Here is a 19395-nt window from a genome sequence, read left to right as displayed (position 1 = left end):
GTGAACAACGACCCCCGAAGCGCTCCCGCAGGCCACGGCACCGACCGTATCGGCAAAGACATCGACCCCGGTAGTGCAGACCTCACCCACCTGCGAAGTTCGGTCAGATCGATCGCGGTTCTGCCTGCAGCGCAACGCATCAGGCACATTCGCACCGAGAGGTGGATCGGGTATCCGCGTGCACGGTCGGTGATCGAGCACCTCGAGACGCTGCTGGGGTGGCCGGATCGACAACGCATGCCGAACCTGCTTCTGATCGGACCGACGAACAACGGCAAGTCGATGATCGTTGAGAAGTTCCGCCGTGCACACCCCACTGTCAGCTTGCCCGATCGCGAACAGATACCGGTGTTGTGTATGCAGATGCCTCCGGACTCAGCACCCGCACGGTTCTACCTGGCGATGCTCGCCGCACTCGGAACGCCGATCCGCCCACGGAACCGAGTCCACGAACTCGAACAGCAAGCGATCACGCTGCTGCGAGCGACAGGAGTTCGGATGCTGATCATCGACGAGCTCCACAACGTCCTCGCCGGCCGCGACAACGTACGCCGAGAATTCCTGAACCTGTTGCGGTTTCTGGGCAACGAACTGCGGATCCCTCTCGTCGGAGTCGGCACCCGAGAGGCGTACCTCGCGATCCGCAGCGATGCACAGCTGGAGAACCGTTTTCACCCCATGACGCTGCCGATCTGGACCAACGACACCGACACCCGCTCCCTGCTGGCGAGCTTCACCGCCAGCTTCCCGTTGCGTGCGCCCTCGCACCTGACATCGGCGGAGATGACCGACTACCTCCTCACCCGGTGTGAGGGCACCATCGGCGAACTGGCCACGCTGTTGACCGCGGCCGCAGTGACCGCAATAGAAGCCGGGAAGGAATCGATCACCTCACAGGTGTTGACCCAAACCGCCTACTCCGGGCCCACCGAACGCCGCCGCCACTTCGAACGGCACCTGGCATGACACCAGCCGATGCCCCCGCAGCACGCACAGCGCTCGACCACAGTGCGCATCCGCCGTGGCCGCTGCACCCGCAACCACTACCTGGCGAGACTCTGATGTCGTGGCTGGCCCGGACCACCGCACTGTATTCGTTGATCAATACAGCGGACCTTCTCGACGGGCTCGGTGTCGACACCTCGGGCGTGGACCTGGACCGCTACACACGCGAGCCGGTGTTGACCGCACTTGCCCAGAGAGGCGGCAGTACCGCGGAACGGCTGCGGGAGATGACGTTGGCGGGCTATACGCCCTGGCTGCTCGACAGCACCGACCCCAGTGAATGCGACTTCGACACCTACGTCCATCAGTTCTCTGTCCTACTGCCACCGGGTCTGGCAATGGCAGATCGGCGTCGACGCACACCGGCAGCCGGCACATGGCTTCCCTGGGTGAGCAAGCTCGATACGCGGGCATGCCCCTTGTGCATCGACGCCCTCGACACCGACGCCGATATCGCGGTCATGATGGCTCATCAGTACCCGATGCTGACCAGCTGCACCAAGCATCTCTGCCGGCTCGAATTCTGCGCTGTGATACCCGGGAGACTGGTGTTCTGGGACAGAACACCAGCAGGCTCGGACGAACACGCACCACCGATACCGGTACCAGCAGTCGTCGCAGAAATCGACCGGCGCACAGCCGCCGCCATGACGAGCGGGTCGGTCGAGCTCGTCGCGGGCCGTGTTCAGGCAGCAGTGTGGTTCAGGCTGCTGCGCACCGTCGTCGATGAGGTATCGACACCGCTGGTTCGCACCGGATGGTGGGCGAAGCCACTGAGCGCGATCTGGAAGTCCACCGGTTGTTCCCGCCCGCTGCGGACATCGTGGGTTCCGTTCGAGCAACTGCCGTGGGACGAGCAAGCGAACGTTTTGTTTGCTGCCGCGACCGCGATCATCGCGGTGGAGAACGATGAGATAACCGCGAGCGGAGCTGACGCCTGCCTGCTGCGCCCGCGACGGTACGAGCCGGTCGATCCGGGGACCCCTCCGACGGGGTCTCGCAGTCCGGTACCCACCCGCAGCGCTTGGGACGGTGTGATTGCGGCGATCGATGCCGCTGTCGCCGCCGCCCGCGTCGACAGCGACGCCGCCCGATCTCTGTTCGGATTCGCTCGAACGGGGTGCCGCACCGAAGAAGACGTCGACGAGCTGGCCTATGCCTTCGTCGAGCTCGGCATTCGATTGGACTGGGACTGAAGCGCGCTAGATCACCACACGTTTCTCTACGCCGACTTACGCGGAAATCAATCGCCTCCTGTAGTCACCCACGGTTTGTGTGCGGTGACCGACGAGAATTTTCCTTCCCGCACCGTCTCGAACGAAACACCTGGTGAGCGTGTTTCCAGTCCGAGAACCGTGTCGGAGGTGCCCGATACAGTCCTGCCCATGATGAAACGCCAGCTCGTAGACGGCTCGAACATTGTTCCGGTCGTTTTGCCGGGTGCCGCGGCGGTGTTTCCAGACCTGTCGCCTGAGGTTGCTGCTCGGATCGAGCGGTCGGTGGCGGCATCGCGCTCGACCGGTACCCGTAGGGCTTACTCCTCGGCGTGGCGACGCTTCGAGACCTGGTGCACCGTCGCCGGGCACCACGCGTTGCCGGCGCATCCCGCGACAGTGGCGGCCTACCTCGTCGCTGCGGCGGACACGCTCACCGTCGACGGGACGCGGGCGTACGCGGCCGCGACGTTCGGCAAGTGGATTGCGGCGATCGCCGACCGGCATCGCCAGGTCGGCCACGACAACCCCTGCGGTCACGAGATGGTGCGCGCCACGCTAGCCGGTATTCGTCGCGACTATGCCGCGGCGGGGGATCGGCCACGCAATCCCCGTGCCCCGCTGCTGACGTCCGATATTACCACGATCGTCGCTCTCGCTCGCGCCGGTGTAGCCGGGTGGGCCAGCGAAGTACTCGAACGCCGCGACACCGCGTTGCTGCTGATGGGGTACGCCGGGGCGTTTCGGCGCAGCGAGCTCGTGGGGCTCGAATGTCGGGACGTGCGCCGCGACCGGCTCGACGGTGCGCACGTGCACCTGCGACAATCCAAGACCGACCAGGACGGTACCGGGGCAGTGAAAGCGTTGCCGTACACCGCCAATCACGATTCATGCCCAGTCTGCGCGTGGATCCGATGGATCCAGGTGGTCGCTGCGTTCGACAGCGGAGGCCGGGTCGCCGTGATCCGTACACTTGCCCGTTCCGTGCCGTTCGATCAGCACGTCTGCCGCGGACCGGTTCCAGTTGCGGCACATCGGATGCCGTTGTTTCGGGCGATCCGGAAGAACGGCAACCTGTCCGAGACGGCACTGTCCGGTGCTGCGGTGCACGCCGCGATTCGCCGCAGGGCCGGTCAGGCTGGATACGCCGCGGATCTCGTTACTCAGTTGGGCGGGCACTCGTTGCGGTCCGGCTTCGTCACCCAAGCGTTCCGTAATGGGTCCGACGCGCACGCGATCATGCGTCAGACCGGACACAGCACGCCGGGGATGGTCGAAATCTACGCCCGCGAGAACGCGCCGTTGATCGGTAACGCCGTGAACGACCTCGGGCTGTGACCAGTCCATTCGGCGTCGATCCGAGTCACAGCGGCCGCGCGGAACGCGGCGAAGGCGCTCGACGCGATGACTCCGGTGCTTCGTCGGTGCAGAAGGGCGGAGTCGGTGCCGGAGCGACCCGACCCATAGCTGCTTCGCCGAGCGGTTACCGCTACGAGTGGGCGCTGTTCGAGGACTGGTGCATTGCAACCGAGGTCGAGCCACTGCCTGCCTCGCCGATCACACTGGTGAACTTTCTGGCTGCGAACCCCGCGAGTGACGCTGTGCAGCTCCGCAGGGTCGCCGCGATCAACCGCCGACATCTCGATTCTGGACATACTCCGCCCGGGCGTACGACAGCACTGCGAATGGCGCTCGATTCCGGGCGGTCCGCACGAACGGCACGCCGCGCCGAACACTACTGGGGACTGGCCTCGGCGCTACCCTCGGCGGGATCGATGCAGGCGTTGTTCGGTCGTAGGGACGCGGTTCTGCTTGTGTTGTCGGGAGCCGGGCTCTCGCACCGAGCAATATCGGCGCTCGATCGGTCGGACGTCACCAGCGCGGGCCCCGACGTGCGCATCGGTGGCCGGCACGGTATCCGGATTGCAGCAAATCAGTCGACACAGTTTCGCCCGGCCGAGATCTGGGAACGGTGGCGCACCGTACTGCGATTTTCGGATCGATACCCCTCGACTACATTGCTCGCAGAGCATCTGCAGGCGAACGCTTTTCCCGATATGTCTGGGTGGCCGCGGAGTGTGGGTCCGGTCGCTGTACCGATCGACCGGTGGGGCCACATGCCGTTACCGGCCGATCCGATGACGCCAGCTGCGGTCGGGACGGTGATCGATGCCCACCGCTCCGGGGAGCCGCCCCGACACGTTCTACGGTGTGCACTTCCGCACCCGCGGGGGCGCGGCGAGATGGACTCGAAGGTGACTGTCCCAGTATCGGAACCCGTTTCAGCAGTACTGAATTCGGATTACTATCGCATCGGTCTCGACGCCCGGCGTCGCGCGCATTTCGCTTTGGCCGATGTGCCCGGCATCACCGACGATCTCGAGGACCGGATCGAGCATCTGCTGCAACGCACCGCGGAGCTGCTCGAGGTCGGCGATCGTTCAGGTTGGTGACGTTGCTGCACCTTTTCCTCGATCTACGGCGTCGACGGTGTCGGAGGACGATGACGCGCAAGATATTGGAACTGACTGCAGCGGTGCGTCGTTCGATGCGCGGGATCAAAGTTGTAAGGTGGCCGGACACGGCAAGTTCACCGTTGGCACGGGAGTGCAGGCCTACTTCTGCGACCCGCACTCCCGTGGCTGCGGGGCGCGCCAGCGAGAACACCAATGGATTGCTACGTCAGTATTTTCCCCAGGGCACCGACTTTTTCCAATGCAGCGTCGAGCGGCTCGACGAGGTCGCCGACCTCCTGAACAACCGACCCGAAGACTCTCGACTGGCATAATCGGCGGCAGGCGTTCCCTCTGTCGTAGAGGACCACGCCGACTTGTCAACGACCACGATGCGGCCGCGCTCCTTCCTTCTCGGAGCTCCCGAATTGCCGAGGATGCCGACAGCTCCAAGAACCTCTCTGTTTCCGGTGTCCGGACTGACCGAGTGAATCAGTCGGCAATCAAGTGATAGTCGCCCGCTTCGTCGAGCGCGGCCGTGACTTGTTCTCGAGTGAGTGTCGTCTCGGAGTCGACCGATACCGTCGACTCACCGCCTGCGACGAGATCGACCCTGACGTGGTGGACACCGTCGATCGCTTCGAGTTCGGTGGTGACTGCGTCGGCGCAGTGACCGCAGGTGAGGCCGGTAACGGTGTATTGCGTGCTGGTCGTACTCATGGGAGCCTCCTTCGATTCTGTGGTCGTCGTGGACTGCGGTGAACTGCAGCCGCAGCCACTGCTCGGTGAAAGGTCGGTCAACGACAAATCTGACACGTTGTTCATCGGGTTCCGTTCATTGTTCATGGGCTCTGTAGTACCCTAAGGGGGTATCTAGACAAGGCAAACTATACCCCCTATGGGTATGTCTACGCCAAGTATTTCGGTTGTCCTCATTCCTGGATATCTCGGAGTCGGACCCCGGTGTCATCGCGGGATCTCGTGGCGGGCCGAACCCCAGGGGAGGAAGAGGGAGTAAGCCGCTCAACAGCGGCAAGCGCCCGCATCAGCCGCGCGGGTGACCGCCTGCGGTCGCGTCGAAATGTCGCTATCTGTTGTCGGGCTGGTCTCGACCGGGCCGAGTTACGTCAGTGTGTACAACGCCTGGGGGCTGGCTGCGTAGGCGGTGTCGTAGTCGACCGCGGTCAATGCCTCGACGGACCCGGTTGCGGAACGCTTCTGCCAATCGGCGCCGTTGCGACTACGCCAGGCGTATCCGTCGGTGTCGATCCCCCACAGTGCATCGCCGGCACCGGCGAGCAATACCAAGTTCGGTGCGTCGAGGACAGGAGAGAATGTTCGGGCCGTGTCGGTGCTGTGCTGAAGTCCATCAGGTGTCACCGCCCATACTCCGGAGCTCGTAATCGCCAACGACGCCGCGGGCGCAGCGGCGCCGGGAGTCCAGGTGGAGCCGCTGTCGGCGGAGACGAGTAGACCGGTACTGCCATCGAATCCGACGAGGATGCGTCCATCGGCAGCCAGCGCGTGGAAGTCGACTTGTCCCTCCAGTGACCGATCCGACCACGACATTCCGCCGTCATTGCTGCTACGCAGTCCCAGTGGGTTCGCCGCCGTGCTGGATTCGCCGGGATGACCGGAGGTGAAGAGGGTATCGGTGGCCGGTACACCCGACAAACCCATGAAGTCATCGTCGGAAGAGCCGACCCTGGTCAGGTTTCCGGACGAACCGATGGCGAAGAGTCCTGTGTGGCTACCAGCGAGGACGGTGCCATCGGCGTTGACGTGCAATCCGTGCACATGAGCCAGTGAGGAGGTGAAGTCGACCACTGCCGGATCGGCCGCGCCGTCAGTCGCTGCCGGAGCGGAACATCCAACGAGGGACAGAGCTGCGATCAGAGACGGCAGCAGGATGCGGGAAAGCGAGATGGACATAAAGTGCGGTTCTCGTTCTGTCGATGAGGGCTCGGTGATGTAATCGCTTGAGCGTCAACGCCAAGTGATCTCCCGGTCAGGCGCGGTGAACATGACCGGATACGGCGGCTGAGGTGGACGTGACTGCTCGGGCGGTATGTGCGGGACGACGTAGACGCATCGACCTTCATCTCCATTCACTTAATCTCCAATCACTGAGGCGATGTACGAGCGCGGATCGTTCGGCGGCGAACAGCCGTGGCAGCGACATCGCACCGACGATCGGTATCGGCTGAGTGCGAACAATTCCGACACCTTCACCCGCCTCGCCGTGGCGAGCACTCAACTACTAACCAGCATAGTATTTCGGGCAGGTCAGGCCGAAGTGCCCATCCGGTTCGGTGTCATCGCAGATGCGCCGGTGCGTCGCCCGGGGTGATGCCGACGTGGACGTGGTCGCTGTGCACGTCGTCGGTGAAGAATCCTGGACGGTCACCGTTGAGGTCGGTCGGACCTCCGACCTCGGTTGCGCCCAGTAGGGCTGCCGCAGTGACGAATTCGGAGATCGTTGGGTTGTTGAAGGGATCGTCGACAACGCGCCGACCGTTGATTTCTCGGATGTCCACCGCTCGTCCCACTGCGTGGTTGGACAAGCGCGGGTGCGGGAAGACGGTCTGGATGTGACCGGTGTGCATCACCTGCACTGCGTAGGTGAATCGATCGGCAAGTCCGAGCATGATCTGGAGCACATTGTTGTTGATGCGTCCGGTTCCGATGTCGAGTCGTGCAGGCTCGGAGAGCGTGATGCGAGGGTTGCTCAGCACCGACGACGCAGCGGCGGTCAGTGGTACTGGGGACCCAAGAGAGGTCAAAGGGTTGATCTTTTCCACCGTCCAGGCCGCGCCAGCGGCGATGTCGCGCTTGAGCCGGATATCGAGTGCCATCTGCCGGGTCGTCTCAGCCGGCTGCGCGAGCGTGGGGCGTTGTAGGAGTTGGTCGAACAGCACGATCACTGCAGCACTCTCTGGACCGATTCCGGCGTACTGCGGATACACCACTCGCAGGGTGCTGGCGAGGGCCTCGTCGGGTTGAAGCAGTGCTGCCGTCGCCGCGACTTCGAGCGATACCCCTGCGGTGCGCAAGCTGTCGAGTACTCCTCCTCCCTCGCTCCAGCTGCCACCTGCTTCGAGGAAGCTCGTCGCTGCGCGTTTGATCTCGGGCATCACTTCGCCAGCTGTCGGCATCCACCGCCCCGGATTCACCGGGGCCGATGATCGACTGCTCGGTGCGCTCACGGCCGGGGACCGTGCAGGAGATGCGTTACTGCTCGGTGCGAGGCTGGGGGATTGTCTGTCGGCGGTGTTGATGGTGCAGCTGACTGTGAGCGGCAAAACCGCTGCGGCTGTGAGCAGTTGTCGACGGCTGACTGTGATGGCGTTTCCTTTCGTGCGCGGGGGTCTCAAGGGTGAGTGTCGTGGGTGATCACCGCGGCGGCGGTAGCGGCAGGCCGGGAATGTCGATACTGGGCGGCGCTGGCGTGGGCGTGCGGTCGGGGGCGGGGGAGCCGTCACTGATGTACAGCGTGATCAGCGATCCCGGGATCGCCGCGCCGGATGGGGATGTGCCGGTAGCGGTACCGCGAGCGCCCTGACCGGTGGTGGTGACGACGGTCACCTAGAATCCTGCTGCTTCCAATCTCGATGTGGCCGACGACTGGCTCATGCCGCTGACCTCAGGTACTTGGCCGTTGGCGGAGCCGCGGACGTATTTGTCGTCGACCGGTGGCAGCTCGATGGGGCCGAAGTTCGTGGCGATTGGGTCCATCGCGTCGTACCAGGTTCGTGCGGGTTCGTTACCGCCGTAGAGGTTCCCGGAGCTGCAGGGCCGCAGTGGGAAGGAGCAGATCTGGCCCGGTGTCGGTGAGTCACCGTAGGTGTAGACGGCGGCGGCGTAGCGGTTGGTGAAGCCGAGGAAGCCCGAGGATCGGTTGGATTCGGTAGTGCCGGTTTTCCCGGACATCGGCAGCGTCCAGCCCACGGACCCGGCCGCCGATGCCGAGGTTCCTCCGGGTTGGTCGTCCTTGCTCATCGCGTTGGCGAGTGTGTTGGCCAGGCCGGGTTCGACGACCTGCTCGCACGCTTGTTGTGTGACCGGTACAGCTACACCCTCGCGGTCGGAGATGGAGTCGATCGGGTTCGGCGGGCACCAAGTACCTCCCGAGGCGAGGGTAGCTGCGACGTTGGACAGCTCGAGCGGGTTGACCCAGGTAGGTCCGAGTGTGAACGAGCCGAGGCTTTGCTCTTTCTGGAGGTCGGCCATGCTCTGCTCGTCGAATCCAGACGAGCCGGGGAGGGTGTAGGAGCGAAGCCCTAGCCGCACTGCCATGTCGACTGTCGGTGTGACACCGACGGACTCGAGCAACTTCACGAACGCCGTGTTCGGTGATTGCGCCAGTGCGTCGGTGACCGTCAGCGCCGGTGGGTAGTTTCCGACGTTCTCCACGCAGTAAGCGCCCGCCGGGCAGTTACGCGCGCCGCCGTCGCCCAACCCCCTGACCTCGACGCGCCGGGGAACCTGCAGTGTGGCGTTGGTGCCGAGTCCGCGTTCCATCGCGGCGGCAGTGGTGAATATCTTGAAGATCGACCCGGCGCCGTTGCCTACGAGTGAATACGGTTGCGGCTGAACCGTTTCGTCGGCGTCGGCATCGAGTCCGTAGGTGCGACTACTGCCCATGGCGAGGATGCGGTGTTCGTCCTGTCCGGGTGCGACGACATTCATCACGGTGGCGACACCGTCGAGGTCGGGATCTGTGTTCGCGGTCAGTGCGGCCTGGGTCGAGTTCTGCACCGCCGGGTCGAGAGTCGTTTTGATCAGATAACCGCCCTCGTCGATCTGCTCGCGGCTGATACCGGCGTCCTCAAGATATTGGAGTGCGTAGTCGCAGAAGAACCCTCGATCACCGGCGGCGATGCATCCACGTGGGAGGGTGTTGGGCTCGGCCAGCACCCCCAATGGCTCGGATTTGGCGGCCTCGAATTCTGCGGCTCGGTTCGGGATGGTTTCGATCATGTTGTCCAAGACAAGGTTTCGGCGGCTTGTGACTCCCTCGACGTTGGTGTACGGGTTCAGTGCCGAACTGGACTGAACCATCCCTGCCAGCATCGCTGATTGCGTCGCCGTTAACTCGCTGGCATCGACACCGAAGTAGGTTTGCGCGGCGTCTTGGATGCCGAACGAGGCATTGCCGAACGGAACCAGGTTCAGATAGCGGGTCAATGTCTCGTCTTTGGTCAATTCTCTGTCCAAGGACAACGCCATTCGGATCTCGCGGATCTTGCGAGCCGGCGTGGTCTCGATCGCGGCACGCCGCTCGGCGTCGGTGTCAGCGACGACCAGTAATTGATAGTTCTTCACGTACTGCTGATCGAGTGTCGATGCGCCCTGCTCGACCTGCCCGCTGGTGGTGTTGGTCAAGAACGCTCGCAACGTTCCCTGCCAGTCCACGCCCTGGTGTTCTGCGAAGCGCCGGTCCTCGACGGAGACGATCGCAAGCTTCATCTCGTTGGAGATCTTCGCGCTCGGCACTTCGGAACGGCGTTGCTCGTATAGCCACGCGATCGGGTTGCCTGCCACGTCCGTCATCGTCGAGATGGCAGGAACTACGCCCTCGGCGAGTTCGCCGGAAACGTTGTCGTCGGTGTCAGCGGCGCGGTTCGAGACGTATCCCAGGCCACCGACGATGGGGAACAACACTCCTGCAAGCAGCACGCCTGCGAGCGCAGTGCATCCCACGAGTTCGAACACCGTTCGTCGGGTGCTTGACATCATCGTCTCGTTTCTGTCGACGGGGCAGTGCTCGCGGTCGTCCGGGTTGGTGGGACCGACAAGGGGAGCGGAGCACGGCCGCAGCGGCCGTCTAGCTCTCGCCGGTAGGTCTGCATGGTCCGGCCATCTCGATCGAGACGGTTTCCGCTTTTCTGCCATCCGAGGCGCTCGTAGAAGCCGCCTGCATTGTCGGCCACCCCGAGATCGGTGGACAGCTCGGCGCAACGTGCACCTGCCCGCGCAGAGTCGGATTCGAACCAGTCGAGCAACTGTGCACCCACTCCGATCCCTCGCACCCGTGGGCTCACCGCTATCGCAACGACGACGGCGACACTGTCGGCCGGGGGAGTCTCGGGTTCGCCGTTCGGCAGTGGGATGGGCCGAGCGCGCGCCACCGCTCTGCACCAGGGGCGAAGACGCGTACGAACGAACCGCATGGCGGTGCGCGGGCGGACTGCCATCGCCGCACCGGCGTGTGCAGCCAACGGCAGCACGGTCATCTTCTCGCGCAGTAGATCACCGATATGGGCATGGTGATCGAGGGTGCCGAGGAGGAATCCGACGACGGCGCCTTCGCTATCGGTTGCGACAAGAGCGATGGCGTGTCGTCGGTTGACGAAGCTGCGGTGCCACCGGCGCAGGAACCGTGCTCCCAGCTCGGGGAACAGGCCAATCGGTAGCTCGTCGAGGTGCAACTGCGCGCTCTGCGGTAGATCGTGCGGCCCGGCCTCGCGAAGGACGATCGCGACTCCGGGAGGAGGCGCGGCGGGGTTGGGATGAGGGAAACAAAGGTGCGGCGTAGACGATGAAACGTTGAAGAAGATATGCATGGCGTTGTCCTCGACGAGGCAGGCTCGCGCCCTCACCGCGGAGGCGGCGCGCGAGAAGAAAGGTGGACCGATCTGCGCAAACGCAGACCTCTCACACCCTCAGAAGGCATGCCGCGTCGAGCACGGACATCGGCGCAGGGGGAGAGACCGACCTCTCAGTTGGCGACGATCTCGATGCCTGTAGACCTCGAAGCTGGTGCAGTAGCACTGTCCATCCGGTCCGGCGCAGCAACATTGCCAGCCCTAGCGCAAGGATCGCCACCGCTATGTGGACGGACCCGATCAGGGATCCGTGATTGTCGTGATGACTGGACGCGCTACCGCCGATCCCCTCGTCCTGCTCCGGCGCCGACGTGTGCTCGATTTCCGGGACGCTCTCGATGACCGCAGCCAGCGGAGCGTGGCCGGGCTCTGCGGTGGTGTGTGCGACCTGCGACATCATCAGCACCGCCACTGCCGTGGCCGCCATGATGGACCAGAGCAGAATTCGGCGAATACACTCGCTCAACCGAATCGGACACACACGACGAAAATAGCAGATCCATGTCGCCGTCTACCCGCGCTAGCGACGAATACCGTGTGCGGTGACGCCTCCAGCGTTCCATGCGGGCCGCACCCTCAACTGCCAGGCATTGTTGGGTTCGACGTTGGCGCAGGGCCGTGGTGACCCAGAGGGCGGCGGGCCCGTCATCGAGCAGGTGCGCGGCGGCGCGATCCACGGTGACCAGTACATCCTCGTAGGCCAGTCGTAGTGGCGCTCGCTCATCGAGTTGGGACATCGCGACATCCTCGATCAACTGCAGAGGGAACCGCGCCGCTTCGTACTCGGCACGCAAAACAGCTAGTGCAAGTGTGCCTGATCTCACCGCACAGGTATTACTCCGCGGGATGAAACGCGTTTGGACGGCATGAGTAGAAGAACCGATCCGCGCCTACCGTGGGGCCGAAAGCGGCCTAAACCGAACCGCAGCCCGGCAGCGTTCCGGATGGACCAAGTACCACGTTTGTGGTTGCAGCACTTACCCTCTCGCCCAGGCGACTACCGCGCACAACTGCACACGGCCCATCAACTACTATGTTGCATAGTAATTGAGATGCAATCGTCGAAAGGGTGTGGCGGTGTGACAGCTGATCAAACCCCGGCGCTCACATCGCAGGGACGGTTACGCAGAGCAATCGCTGCGGTGCGCAACAGGTGGCGGCAACTGACCTCGATGCGAACGGCACTGGTGCTGCTGTTTTTGCTCGCTATCGCAGCAATCCCAGGCGCCCTGCTGCCACAGCGCAATCTCAACACCCAGGCGGTTGATTCCTACATCGCAGCGCGCCCGGCTCTCGGGGCCGTCATGGACACGCTGGAATTGTTCGACGTATTCGGAAGCTTCTGGTTCACCGCCATCTACGTCCTACTGTTTGTGTCGTTGATCGGCTGCCTGACTCCCCGAATGATCGAACACGGTAAAGCCCTTCGCGCACAGCCAGTTCGCGTACCCCGAAACCTTTCGCGACTACCGCTTCATCATTCGGGCGCTCTCGCCGGTAGCCCGAAAACCGTCATCGACGACATCGCGCCCCACTTGAGAGGGTGGCGTACTGCCGTTAGGCCCGAGCCCGATGGGGCGCTCACCCTCTCCGCCGAGAAGGGCTATACCCGCGAAGCGGGAAACCTACTTTTTCATTTCTCGCTGATCGGTCTGCTCGCGGCCATCGCCATCGGCAAGCTCTTCGGTTACGAAGGATCGGTCATCGTCATCGCCGACAACGGGCCCGGTTTCTGCAACACCTCGCCCGCCATCTACGACTCCTTCCGGGCCGGCAACAGCACCGACGGAACCGGGCTGGAGCCGTTCTGCATCAGAGTCAAGGACTTCAACGCCGACTACCTTGAGAACGGCCAGGCAGAGATGTTCACCTCGAACATCTCCTACCAGTCCGCCGACGACATCGCCGCAGACACCTGGCGCGACTATCAACTCAAAGTCAACGAACCCCTCCGGCTCGGAGATGAACGCATCTACCTCACCGGCCACGGATACGCCCCGGAATTCACCGTGACCTTCCCCGACGGTCAGAGTCGAACCGAGGCCCTGCAGTTCCGGCCCGACGACGCCACCACGTTCCTGAGTAGCGGGGCGTTGCGTTTCGATCCACCCGGCGGGACCTATGCCACCGCCGATGAGCGACGCCGCGGCCAGATCGCCATCGAAGGCCTCTTCGCTCCCACTGCGCAATTCAACGGAACCCTGCTCTCCTCCCGCTTCCCGGACTTGGTCGATCCTGCTGTGGCAGTGGATATCTACAAAGGAGATACCGGCCTCGACACCGGCATACCCCAGTCGATCTTCTCCCTGGACCAGGAGATGATCAACCAGGGCCGACTTGTCAAGCAGGATCGGGTGAACCTGCGTCCCGGTGAATCGACGACCCTCACCGACGGCACCAACATTCGATTCAACGGCGCCAAGGAGTTCGCCAACCTGCAGGTCGGATACGACCCCGCACAGTTGTGGGTGCTCGTGTTCGCGATCACGATGATGACCGGACTGTTGGTCTCGCTGGTGATCAAGCGACGTCGAGTCTGGTTCCGTGTACTCCCGGCCGAAACAGGCCGATCGAGCGTGGAGATGGGCGGGCTCGCCCGTACCGATCACGCCGGATGGGGACCCGAATTCGAGACCCTCCGCACCGAAATCTGGACGCCGCGGACAAAGAACCACTCCGAGACCCTCGATACAGAAACGGTGTAGCGCCATGCCGATCGACGACAACCTCGCCCGCTGGAGCGACATCAGTTTCGAGACCGCCTTCGTGGTCTACCTTCTCGCCGCGATCCTGTTCATCGCACAACTCGCAACGACACGAACAGCGACTCTGAGCCGGGCCTCGAGTCTGCATCCGCAACTGATCGCAGCGACATCATCGACACCGGGATACGTGCCGGTCCCCGAGCGAAGAGCCCCGTCCGAACGCCTGGGCCGCACGGGACTCGCCCTGGTAATGCTCGCACTCACTTTGCATATCGGGTCGATCGTCCTGCGCGGGATCGCCACTGGCCGCCCGCCGTGGGGAAACATGTACGAATTCGTCTCCGTCACATGCGCGGCCGGCATACTTGCCGGACTGATCGTGCTGCGCTCGGAGCAACTGCGCACACTATGGTTGTTCGTCCTCGTGCCGACCTTGATCCTGCTCTTCATTGCCGGAACTGTGCTCTATGCCAACGCGGCGCCCGTCGTACCAGCCTTGCAGTCGTATTGGCTCCCCGTGCACGTCTCCGTCGTCTCGCTCGGCAGCGGGGTGTTCCTGATCTCCGGTGCAGCCAGCACATTGTTCCTGATCCGGATCCGATATCCCAACAACAACGCCGTCCCCGACAGCAGAGTGGGCCGGATCGTCGCTCGTCTCCCCTCGGCGCACTCGCTCGACGTGCTGGCGTACAAGACCACCATCTTCGCGTTTCCCCTGTTCGGAATCGGTGTCATCCTCGGCGCGATCTGGGCCGAGGCCGCGTGGGGTCGGTTCTGGGGCTGGGACCCGAAAGAGACGGTCTCATTCATCGCGTGGATCATCTACGCCGCGTACCTGCACGCCCGGGCCACCAGCGGGTGGCGTGACACCCGGGCCGCGTGGATCAACATCGCCGGATTCGTGGCCATGCTGTTCAACCTGTTCATCATCAACATGGTGGTCTCCGGACTGCATTCGTACGCGGGTTTGAACTGATGTCGCCTGCTAGCCGCCGCCCTGTGCTTCGGCGAGGTCATGCGGCACCGGTCGCGTCAATCCCGCGTCGACCCGGCCGGTGTTGCCGACCGGGTATCGACCGGACCAGGATCCAGGAGCCACGACCACGATCCGAATCAACTGACTGCCTCGTGTCCGTAGTGCATTCCGGAGAGGGAAGTCACAGTGCCCCGAGCTTCGTCACCGGCCAAGACTGGGGCATCGACCGCGTCACCGATCCCACGATGTTCGAGACATCGGCGCAGATCCGTACTGCAGCAAAGGCGTCGACTTCATGAGACTCGGCCGCCCTACGGGGGCTCGCACACGCGAACAGAGCAGTCTGCCCGCCACGGCAACGGCATCCATCCTTGCCGTTGTACTCCTGGTCTCCGGATGTTCCGCAGGCGCCGACGCCGTGCCCTCCGGAGGTAGCTTCGATTTCGTTGCACCCGGTGGTCAAACCGACATCGTCTACGATCCCCCCGAAACGCGCGGAACCATCGGTGAACTCGCCGGACCCGATCTGATGGAGGAAGGTAAGAACACCGCTCTGTCGGACTATGACGGCGAGGTGGTCGTGATCAATCTCTGGGGTCAGTGGTGCGGCCCCTGCCGCGGCGAAGCCGACGACCTCGAAGAGGTCTACGAAGCAACCCGCGAGCGCGGTGTGCAGTTCCTCGGTATCAATGTTCGAGATCCGCAGAAGGACAAAGCGCAGGACTTCGTTGTCGACAACAATGTCTCCTACGCCTCGATCTACGACCCCTCGATGCGGACGCTGATCGCCCTCGGCGGGAACTACCCGACCAGCGTGATTCCCTCGACGCTGGTACTCGATCGAGAGCACCGGGTGGCGGCAGTGTTCATGCGTGCCCTCCTCGCCGAAGACCTGCTCCCTGTCGTCGAACGGATAGCAGACGAATGACTGTTCTTCTTGCCCAAGGCGGCGTTGGCTCGACGTTCCAAAATCTGGCATCGAGCGGACCTCTGGTACTGGCGATCGCCGCATGTATGCTCGCCGGGCTGGTCTCGTTCGCGTCACCGTGCGTGGTGCCCCTGGTGCCGGGCTACCTGTCGTACCTGGCGGGCATCGCAGGTGCCGACGTGCCGTCGCTCGCCGCCGCCTCGACTGGTGAAGCACCGCCGAAGCTGGCAAGCCGCTGGCGCGTGGCAGGTGCAGCGGGGTTGTTCGTCGCCGGCTTCACCATCGTCTTCGTCCTCGCCACCGCCTCGATTTTCGGGGTCATCGGCACCCTGCGCATCAACGAACAGGTGCTTCAGCAGGTCGGCGGTGCCATCACGATCATCATGGGCTTGACGTTCATCGGGTTCATTCCCGCATTCCAACGCGACACTCGATTCGCGCCGCAAACCATCTCGTCTCTTGCTGGAGCGCCGCTGCTCGGTGGCGTGTTCGCGCTCGGCTGGACGCCGTGCCTTGGCCCCACGCTCGCCGGGGTGTTGTCCGTTGCCGCTGGCACTGAAGGCGCAACCGCAGCGCGCGGCGTCACTCTCATCGTCGCCTACTGTCTGGGACTCGGTCTACCGTTCGTGGTCCTCGCGTTCGGCTCGAGTTCGGCGATGCGCGGTGTCGGCTGGCTACGGCGGAACTCGCAGAGAATCAAAGTGGCAGGCGGAGTGATCATGATCGCCGTCGGTGTCGCCCTGCTGACGGGGGTGTGGGGTCTGTTCATTGCCTGGATACGCAATGAATTCGTCAGTTCGGTTGTATTACCCATCTGAGAAGGAAACCGAGCAGCCGCACGTGCAAGACCACGCCTCCCCAACTGCCAGTGCCGGTGGTATCGAACCCACTCTCTGTCGACGGCGCGCCCCCGCCGGGCCGCGATGACCCGATCCGAGAGCCGCCCCCTGTCCCTACCGCGGATCTGCGTGTCCCAAGGACCCCGCAGGCGGGTGCATCAGCAGGGGAGGGCATGTTTCCGGGGCCGTGTTGATCGGTGTGGCAGCTAAAAGGGCCAGGTCCTTCGAAACCGAAGGGCGGGGCTCGGTATTAGCCGAGCCCCGCCCTACGGTTGATAGTTCCCAGAATTGAGAGTTACTGGGCGAGCAAACTTTCCATTGTGGAGATTTCGCTCTGCTGCGCATCGATGATTGTGGAGGCAAGCTCCTTGGCATCAGCATTGGAGCCGTCGGCCAACTCGATCTGAGCCATCTCGATTGCCCCCTTGTGGTGCTCGATCATCATGGTGAGCCACATGGAGTCGAACTCCGCTCCGTTAGCGGCCGACAACATGTCCATGTCTTCCTGGCTCATCATGCCGGTCATGCCACCGCTCCCCATGTCCATACCGCCCATGTCCATTCCGCCCATGTCCATTCCGCCCATGTCGGCGGACGCTGCGGGCTGTCCCCATGCGGTGAGCAGGGCATTCATCTGCTCCATCTCCGGTGCTTGAGCTGCTTCGATGGCCTGGGCCAGCTCGATGACCTGAGCATTCTCGGTTCGGCCGTCGACAAGTGAAGCCATCTCCACCGCTTGTGCATGGTGGGGGTACATCCCTTCGACGAACGTGACATCGGCATCGTTGAATTCGGCCGATGCTTCGGCGGAATTCTCGGAGGACGACGAGGCCGGTGTATCGCTGCTCGACATGCCGGGCATGTTCATTTCGCCGTCGTTACTGCTGCAGCCAGCGAGAACTGCGGCGGCGACAGCGGAAGCCGCCGTTATCGCGATCGTGAAACGGGTAGATCGATTCGAACGCATAACAAACTCCTGAAATTATGGTGGGGTGGTTCGGATCGACAGGCACACTGACCCGTCGACATCTGTGTCTCACACAACGGTGAGTCACCTGTCAGATCCGAAGCACAGACAATTCGGAGAGAGTGAAAATGGTCCAGGGCGGCGGGTGCCCGGTTCGACGACGAACTGCCGACAGCCGCGCAGCGTGGACGAGAGAACCGGCGAAGCCCACAACGATTGCCCGTAAGACGGCCAACGCCGCGACAGCACCGATGATAGCCAGACACAGATGCATGACCGAGCTGTGATCGCCACAGCCGTTCCCGCAGTGTGCTGCGGAACCACTCTCCGATGCTGTCGCAGATGATGCTCCCGAATGCTCGTCGACGGCAGGTGGAGCGCTCACCGTCGAGGTCATCGAGTGTTCGCCGATACTCGTCGCCGTTGCGAACGACATCGGCGCAGAATGCATGAGAAGGACTCCGAACAGCACTATCGAAGCGCAAACAGCACCTAGGAGCCACTTCTGGTTCATAGGTTCCGTGGCTGAAGTCCTCACCGGTTCGATCTTACCGGTCTGCCACACGGGCATCCGGTCTCCTCGCAGTCGCGGCGTCCGGACCGTGGACATCGAATCAGGTGGCGATGGGCCGGTTGATTGCGGTCACTTCATCCCAGGGAACGGGCGCGACTTTGACGACGTCGCCGCCGGTGGGGGCGTTGACGTATTTCCCGTCGCCGATGTAGATCCCGATGTGTCCGATCGGTGAGTAGAGAGAGATGAAGTCACCCGGTTGCACTGATTCGCGGGAGACAGGTGTGCCCGCTCGTGCTTGGTCTGCGGCCACGCGTGGAACGGTCAGTCCCAGTTGTTTGTAGGCGAAGTAGATCAGTCCGGAGCAATCGAAGGACCCCGGCCCGGTAGCTCCCCAGGAATAGGGTTTGCCGAGTTGGTCGAGGGCGATGCGCATCGCCTCCGCTGATGTTCCACTCGCAGCCGAGACGGCGGCGGGTAGCTCGGAAGGATTCGTGGTGCCGGGGCTGACGATGGCAGCTCGATCCGCATCGGTGAGGGCGGCGAATTGGTCGGTGATTTTGGCGATCTGATCGGCCAGGTCGGTCTGGCGTTGCTCGAGGTCGCGTTGTGTACGTGCGGCGTCCGCCTCGGCTACCGCAGCGGACGCCTGTGCTTGCCGGGCTTGTTCGAGCTGGTCTCGCGCTTCGTCGTCGATCTGTGTCGAGTCGGCGAGTGCAGCGGCTCGATCGGCGAGGATCCGGTCCAACAACACCATCTGATCGAGTAGTTGCTGTGGGCTGTCCGCGACCAGAACGGCCCCGAGAGGGGATTGCGGTACACCTTTGTACGCGGCGTCGACAGCTGTGGCCAGTGCTCGACGGTTGGCAGATGCGGCCACTTCGGCTTCCCGAGCCGCCGCCGAGGTCTCGTGGGCGAATTGAACTGCGGTACTCAGTTCGCCGCGGCGACGATCGAGGGTGTCCTGCGCGGCGTACATGCTCTCGGTGAGAGTGAAGGCGGTCGCATTGAGTTCAGCGAGTTGTCGTACGGCTTCGGATGCGTTCACCGGGGGTGCAGCAGGGTCCGCCGAAGCTGGAGCATTTACCGAAAATGCCGCGGCAACAACGATGATCGAGGCGATCAGGGTAGCGCGGACACGCCGCGTCGGGCCTGAAAAAGAATGCACAGAAGAAATCCTCTGGGG

Annotated in this window: 18 protein-coding genes and 2 pseudogenes; 10 read left to right on the top strand and 10 right to left on the bottom strand. The window is 63.3% G+C overall.

Annotated features, from left to right (window positions below; translation table 11 throughout):
- The 5 genes and pseudogenes from AABD04_RS20795 to AABD04_RS25185 form a co-directional block, all read left to right on the top strand.
- A complete protein-coding gene (locus tag AABD04_RS20795) occupies window positions 1-966 on the top strand; it encodes a TniB family NTP-binding protein (protein WP_300398792.1) in 966 nt (321 codons plus the stop codon).
- On the top strand, window positions 963-2201 hold the full coding sequence (locus AABD04_RS20790; protein WP_241260065.1) for a TniQ family protein: 1239 nt from the start codon (window positions 963-965) through the stop codon (window positions 2199-2201). Before AABD04_RS20795 ends, AABD04_RS20790 begins: the two co-directional genes overlap by 4 nt.
- A gap of 189 nt (window positions 2202-2390) precedes the next feature.
- A complete protein-coding gene (locus AABD04_RS20785; RefSeq protein ID WP_256980603.1) occupies window positions 2391-3557 on the top strand; it encodes a site-specific integrase in 1167 nt (388 codons plus the stop codon).
- The gene (locus AABD04_RS20780; protein ID WP_237669161.1) at window positions 3554-4672 is read left to right on the top strand and encodes a hypothetical protein; all 1119 of its coding nucleotides are present in this window, start codon (window positions 3554-3556) and stop codon (window positions 4670-4672) included. The genes AABD04_RS20785 and AABD04_RS20780 overlap by 4 nt, the downstream gene beginning before the upstream one ends.
- A 148-nt stretch (window positions 4673-4820) precedes the next feature.
- Window positions 4821-5035, top strand: a pseudogene (locus AABD04_RS25185) (transposase); the annotation flags it as partial.
- A gap of 129 nt (window positions 5036-5164) precedes the next feature.
- Here the strand turns inward: AABD04_RS25185 and AABD04_RS20775 are convergent.
- The 6 genes and pseudogenes from AABD04_RS20775 to AABD04_RS20750 form a co-directional block, all read right to left on the bottom strand.
- Complete coding sequence (locus AABD04_RS20775; RefSeq protein WP_094686187.1) at window positions 5165-5392, bottom strand: heavy-metal-associated domain-containing protein; 228 nt, start codon at window positions 5390-5392, stop codon at window positions 5165-5167.
- A 402-nt stretch (window positions 5393-5794) separates the two neighbouring features.
- Window positions 5795-6604 (bottom strand): F510_1955 family glycosylhydrolase, encoded by an 810-nt coding sequence (locus AABD04_RS20770; RefSeq protein ID WP_032401329.1) that lies wholly within the window; start codon window positions 6602-6604, stop codon window positions 5795-5797.
- A gap of 383 nt (window positions 6605-6987) precedes the next feature.
- Window positions 6988-7827, bottom strand: a complete 840-nt coding sequence (locus AABD04_RS20765) for a hypothetical protein (RefSeq protein WP_032401331.1) — start codon at window positions 7825-7827, stop codon at window positions 6988-6990.
- A 238-nt stretch (window positions 7828-8065) separates the two neighbouring features.
- Window positions 8066-10408: pseudogene (locus AABD04_RS20760) on the bottom strand (transglycosylase domain-containing protein).
- Window positions 10408-11238 carry a GNAT family N-acetyltransferase gene (locus AABD04_RS20755; RefSeq protein ID WP_128645572.1) on the bottom strand — a complete coding sequence of 277 codons (831 nt, stop codon included), beginning with the start codon at window positions 11236-11238 and terminating at the stop codon, window positions 10408-10410. The pseudogene AABD04_RS20760 and the gene AABD04_RS20755 overlap by 1 nt, the downstream one beginning before the upstream one ends.
- 91 nt (window positions 11239-11329) lie before the next feature.
- Window positions 11330-11746, bottom strand: coding sequence for a hypothetical protein (locus tag AABD04_RS20750; protein WP_341443142.1), 417 nt, complete (start codon window positions 11744-11746; stop codon window positions 11330-11332).
- Window positions 11747-11822: 76 nt separating this feature from the next.
- On the opposite strand from AABD04_RS20750, the gene AABD04_RS20745 reads away from it, so the two are divergent.
- From AABD04_RS20745 to ccsB, 3 genes are all read left to right on the top strand, one after another.
- On the top strand, window positions 11823-11990 hold the full coding sequence (locus AABD04_RS20745) for a hypothetical protein (protein ID WP_155288775.1): 168 nt from the start codon (window positions 11823-11825) through the stop codon (window positions 11988-11990).
- A gap of 342 nt (window positions 11991-12332) precedes the next feature.
- Window positions 12333-13985: a cytochrome c biogenesis protein ResB gene (resB, locus tag AABD04_RS20735; RefSeq protein ID WP_052061714.1), complete on the top strand. Its 1653-nt coding sequence runs from the start codon at window positions 12333-12335 to the stop codon at window positions 13983-13985.
- 4 nt (window positions 13986-13989) lie between these two features.
- Complete coding sequence (gene ccsB, locus AABD04_RS20730) at window positions 13990-14961, top strand: c-type cytochrome biogenesis protein CcsB (RefSeq protein ID WP_032375699.1); 972 nt, start codon at window positions 13990-13992, stop codon at window positions 14959-14961.
- A gap of 9 nt (window positions 14962-14970) precedes the next feature.
- On the opposite strand, the gene AABD04_RS20725 is transcribed toward ccsB, so the two are convergent.
- Window positions 14971-15102 carry a DUF3703 domain-containing protein gene (locus tag AABD04_RS20725; RefSeq protein ID WP_080733457.1) on the bottom strand — a complete coding sequence of 44 codons (132 nt, stop codon included), beginning with the start codon at window positions 15100-15102 and terminating at the stop codon, window positions 14971-14973.
- 154 nt (window positions 15103-15256) lie between these two features.
- On the opposite strand from AABD04_RS20725, the gene AABD04_RS20720 reads away from it, so the two are divergent.
- Entirely contained in the window at window positions 15257-15889 is a 633-nt protein-coding gene (locus AABD04_RS20720) for a TlpA disulfide reductase family protein (protein WP_080736598.1), read from the top strand.
- Window positions 15886-16707, top strand: a complete 822-nt coding sequence (locus tag AABD04_RS20715) for a cytochrome c biogenesis CcdA family protein (RefSeq protein ID WP_032375700.1) — start codon at window positions 15886-15888, stop codon at window positions 16705-16707. Before AABD04_RS20720 ends, AABD04_RS20715 begins: the two co-directional genes overlap by 4 nt.
- 316 nt (window positions 16708-17023) lie before the next feature.
- Here AABD04_RS20715 and AABD04_RS20710 read toward each other — a convergent pair whose 3' ends face one another.
- The 3 genes from AABD04_RS20710 to AABD04_RS20705 form a co-directional block, all read right to left on the bottom strand.
- Window positions 17024-17596 carry a DUF305 domain-containing protein gene (locus AABD04_RS20710; RefSeq protein ID WP_306303528.1) on the bottom strand — a complete coding sequence of 191 codons (573 nt, stop codon included), beginning with the start codon at window positions 17594-17596 and terminating at the stop codon, window positions 17024-17026.
- A 190-nt stretch (window positions 17597-17786) separates the two neighbouring features.
- The gene (locus tag AABD04_RS25180) at window positions 17787-18209 is read right to left on the bottom strand and encodes a DUF6153 family protein (RefSeq protein WP_353806439.1); all 423 of its coding nucleotides are present in this window, start codon (window positions 18207-18209) and stop codon (window positions 17787-17789) included.
- Between the two features lie 100 nt (window positions 18210-18309).
- The gene (locus tag AABD04_RS20705) at window positions 18310-19257 is read right to left on the bottom strand and encodes an NlpC/P60 family protein (RefSeq protein WP_032375702.1); all 948 of its coding nucleotides are present in this window, start codon (window positions 19255-19257) and stop codon (window positions 18310-18312) included.
- Between the last annotated feature and the right edge of the window lie 138 nt (window positions 19258-19395).

The organism is Rhodococcoides navarretei, from assembly GCF_038069675.1.
In the GTDB taxonomy this organism is placed as follows: domain Bacteria; phylum Actinomycetota; class Actinomycetes; order Mycobacteriales; family Mycobacteriaceae; genus Rhodococcoides; species Rhodococcoides navarretei.
Note: the sequence above shows the minus strand (reverse complement) of the source record. Positions and strands in the feature narration are given on the sequence as shown.

Bases quoted from the DNA above. Each gene is read 5' to 3' on its own strand.
- resB (WP_052061714.1), top strand. From the start codon at position 12,333: ATGCAATCGTCGAAAGGGTGTGGCGGTGTGACAGCTGATCAAACCCCG.
- AABD04_RS20755 (WP_128645572.1), bottom strand. From the start codon at position 11,238: ATGCATATCTTCTTCAACGTTTCATCGTCTACGCCGCACCTTTGTTTC.
- AABD04_RS20790 (WP_241260065.1), top strand. From the start codon at position 963: ATGACACCAGCCGATGCCCCCGCAGCACGCACAGCGCTCGACCACAGT.
- AABD04_RS20765 (WP_032401331.1), bottom strand. From the start codon at position 7,827: ATGCCGACAGCTGGCGAAGTGATGCCCGAGATCAAACGCGCAGCGACG.
- AABD04_RS20715 (WP_032375700.1), top strand. From the start codon at position 15,886: ATGACTGTTCTTCTTGCCCAAGGCGGCGTTGGCTCGACGTTCCAAAAT.
- AABD04_RS20775 (WP_094686187.1), bottom strand. From the start codon at position 5,392: ATGAGTACGACCAGCACGCAATACACCGTTACCGGCCTCACCTGCGGT.
- AABD04_RS20785 (WP_256980603.1), top strand. From the start codon at position 2,391: ATGATGAAACGCCAGCTCGTAGACGGCTCGAACATTGTTCCGGTCGTT.
- AABD04_RS20770 (WP_032401329.1), bottom strand. From the start codon at position 6,604: ATGTCCATCTCGCTTTCCCGCATCCTGCTGCCGTCTCTGATCGCAGCT.
- AABD04_RS25180 (WP_353806439.1), bottom strand. From the start codon at position 18,209: ATGAACCAGAAGTGGCTCCTAGGTGCTGTTTGCGCTTCGATAGTGCTG.
- AABD04_RS20720 (WP_080736598.1), top strand. From the start codon at position 15,257: ATGAGACTCGGCCGCCCTACGGGGGCTCGCACACGCGAACAGAGCAGT.
- ccsB (WP_032375699.1), top strand. From the start codon at position 13,990: ATGCCGATCGACGACAACCTCGCCCGCTGGAGCGACATCAGTTTCGAG.
- AABD04_RS20710 (WP_306303528.1), bottom strand. From the start codon at position 17,596: ATGAACATGCCCGGCATGTCGAGCAGCGATACACCGGCCTCGTCGTCC.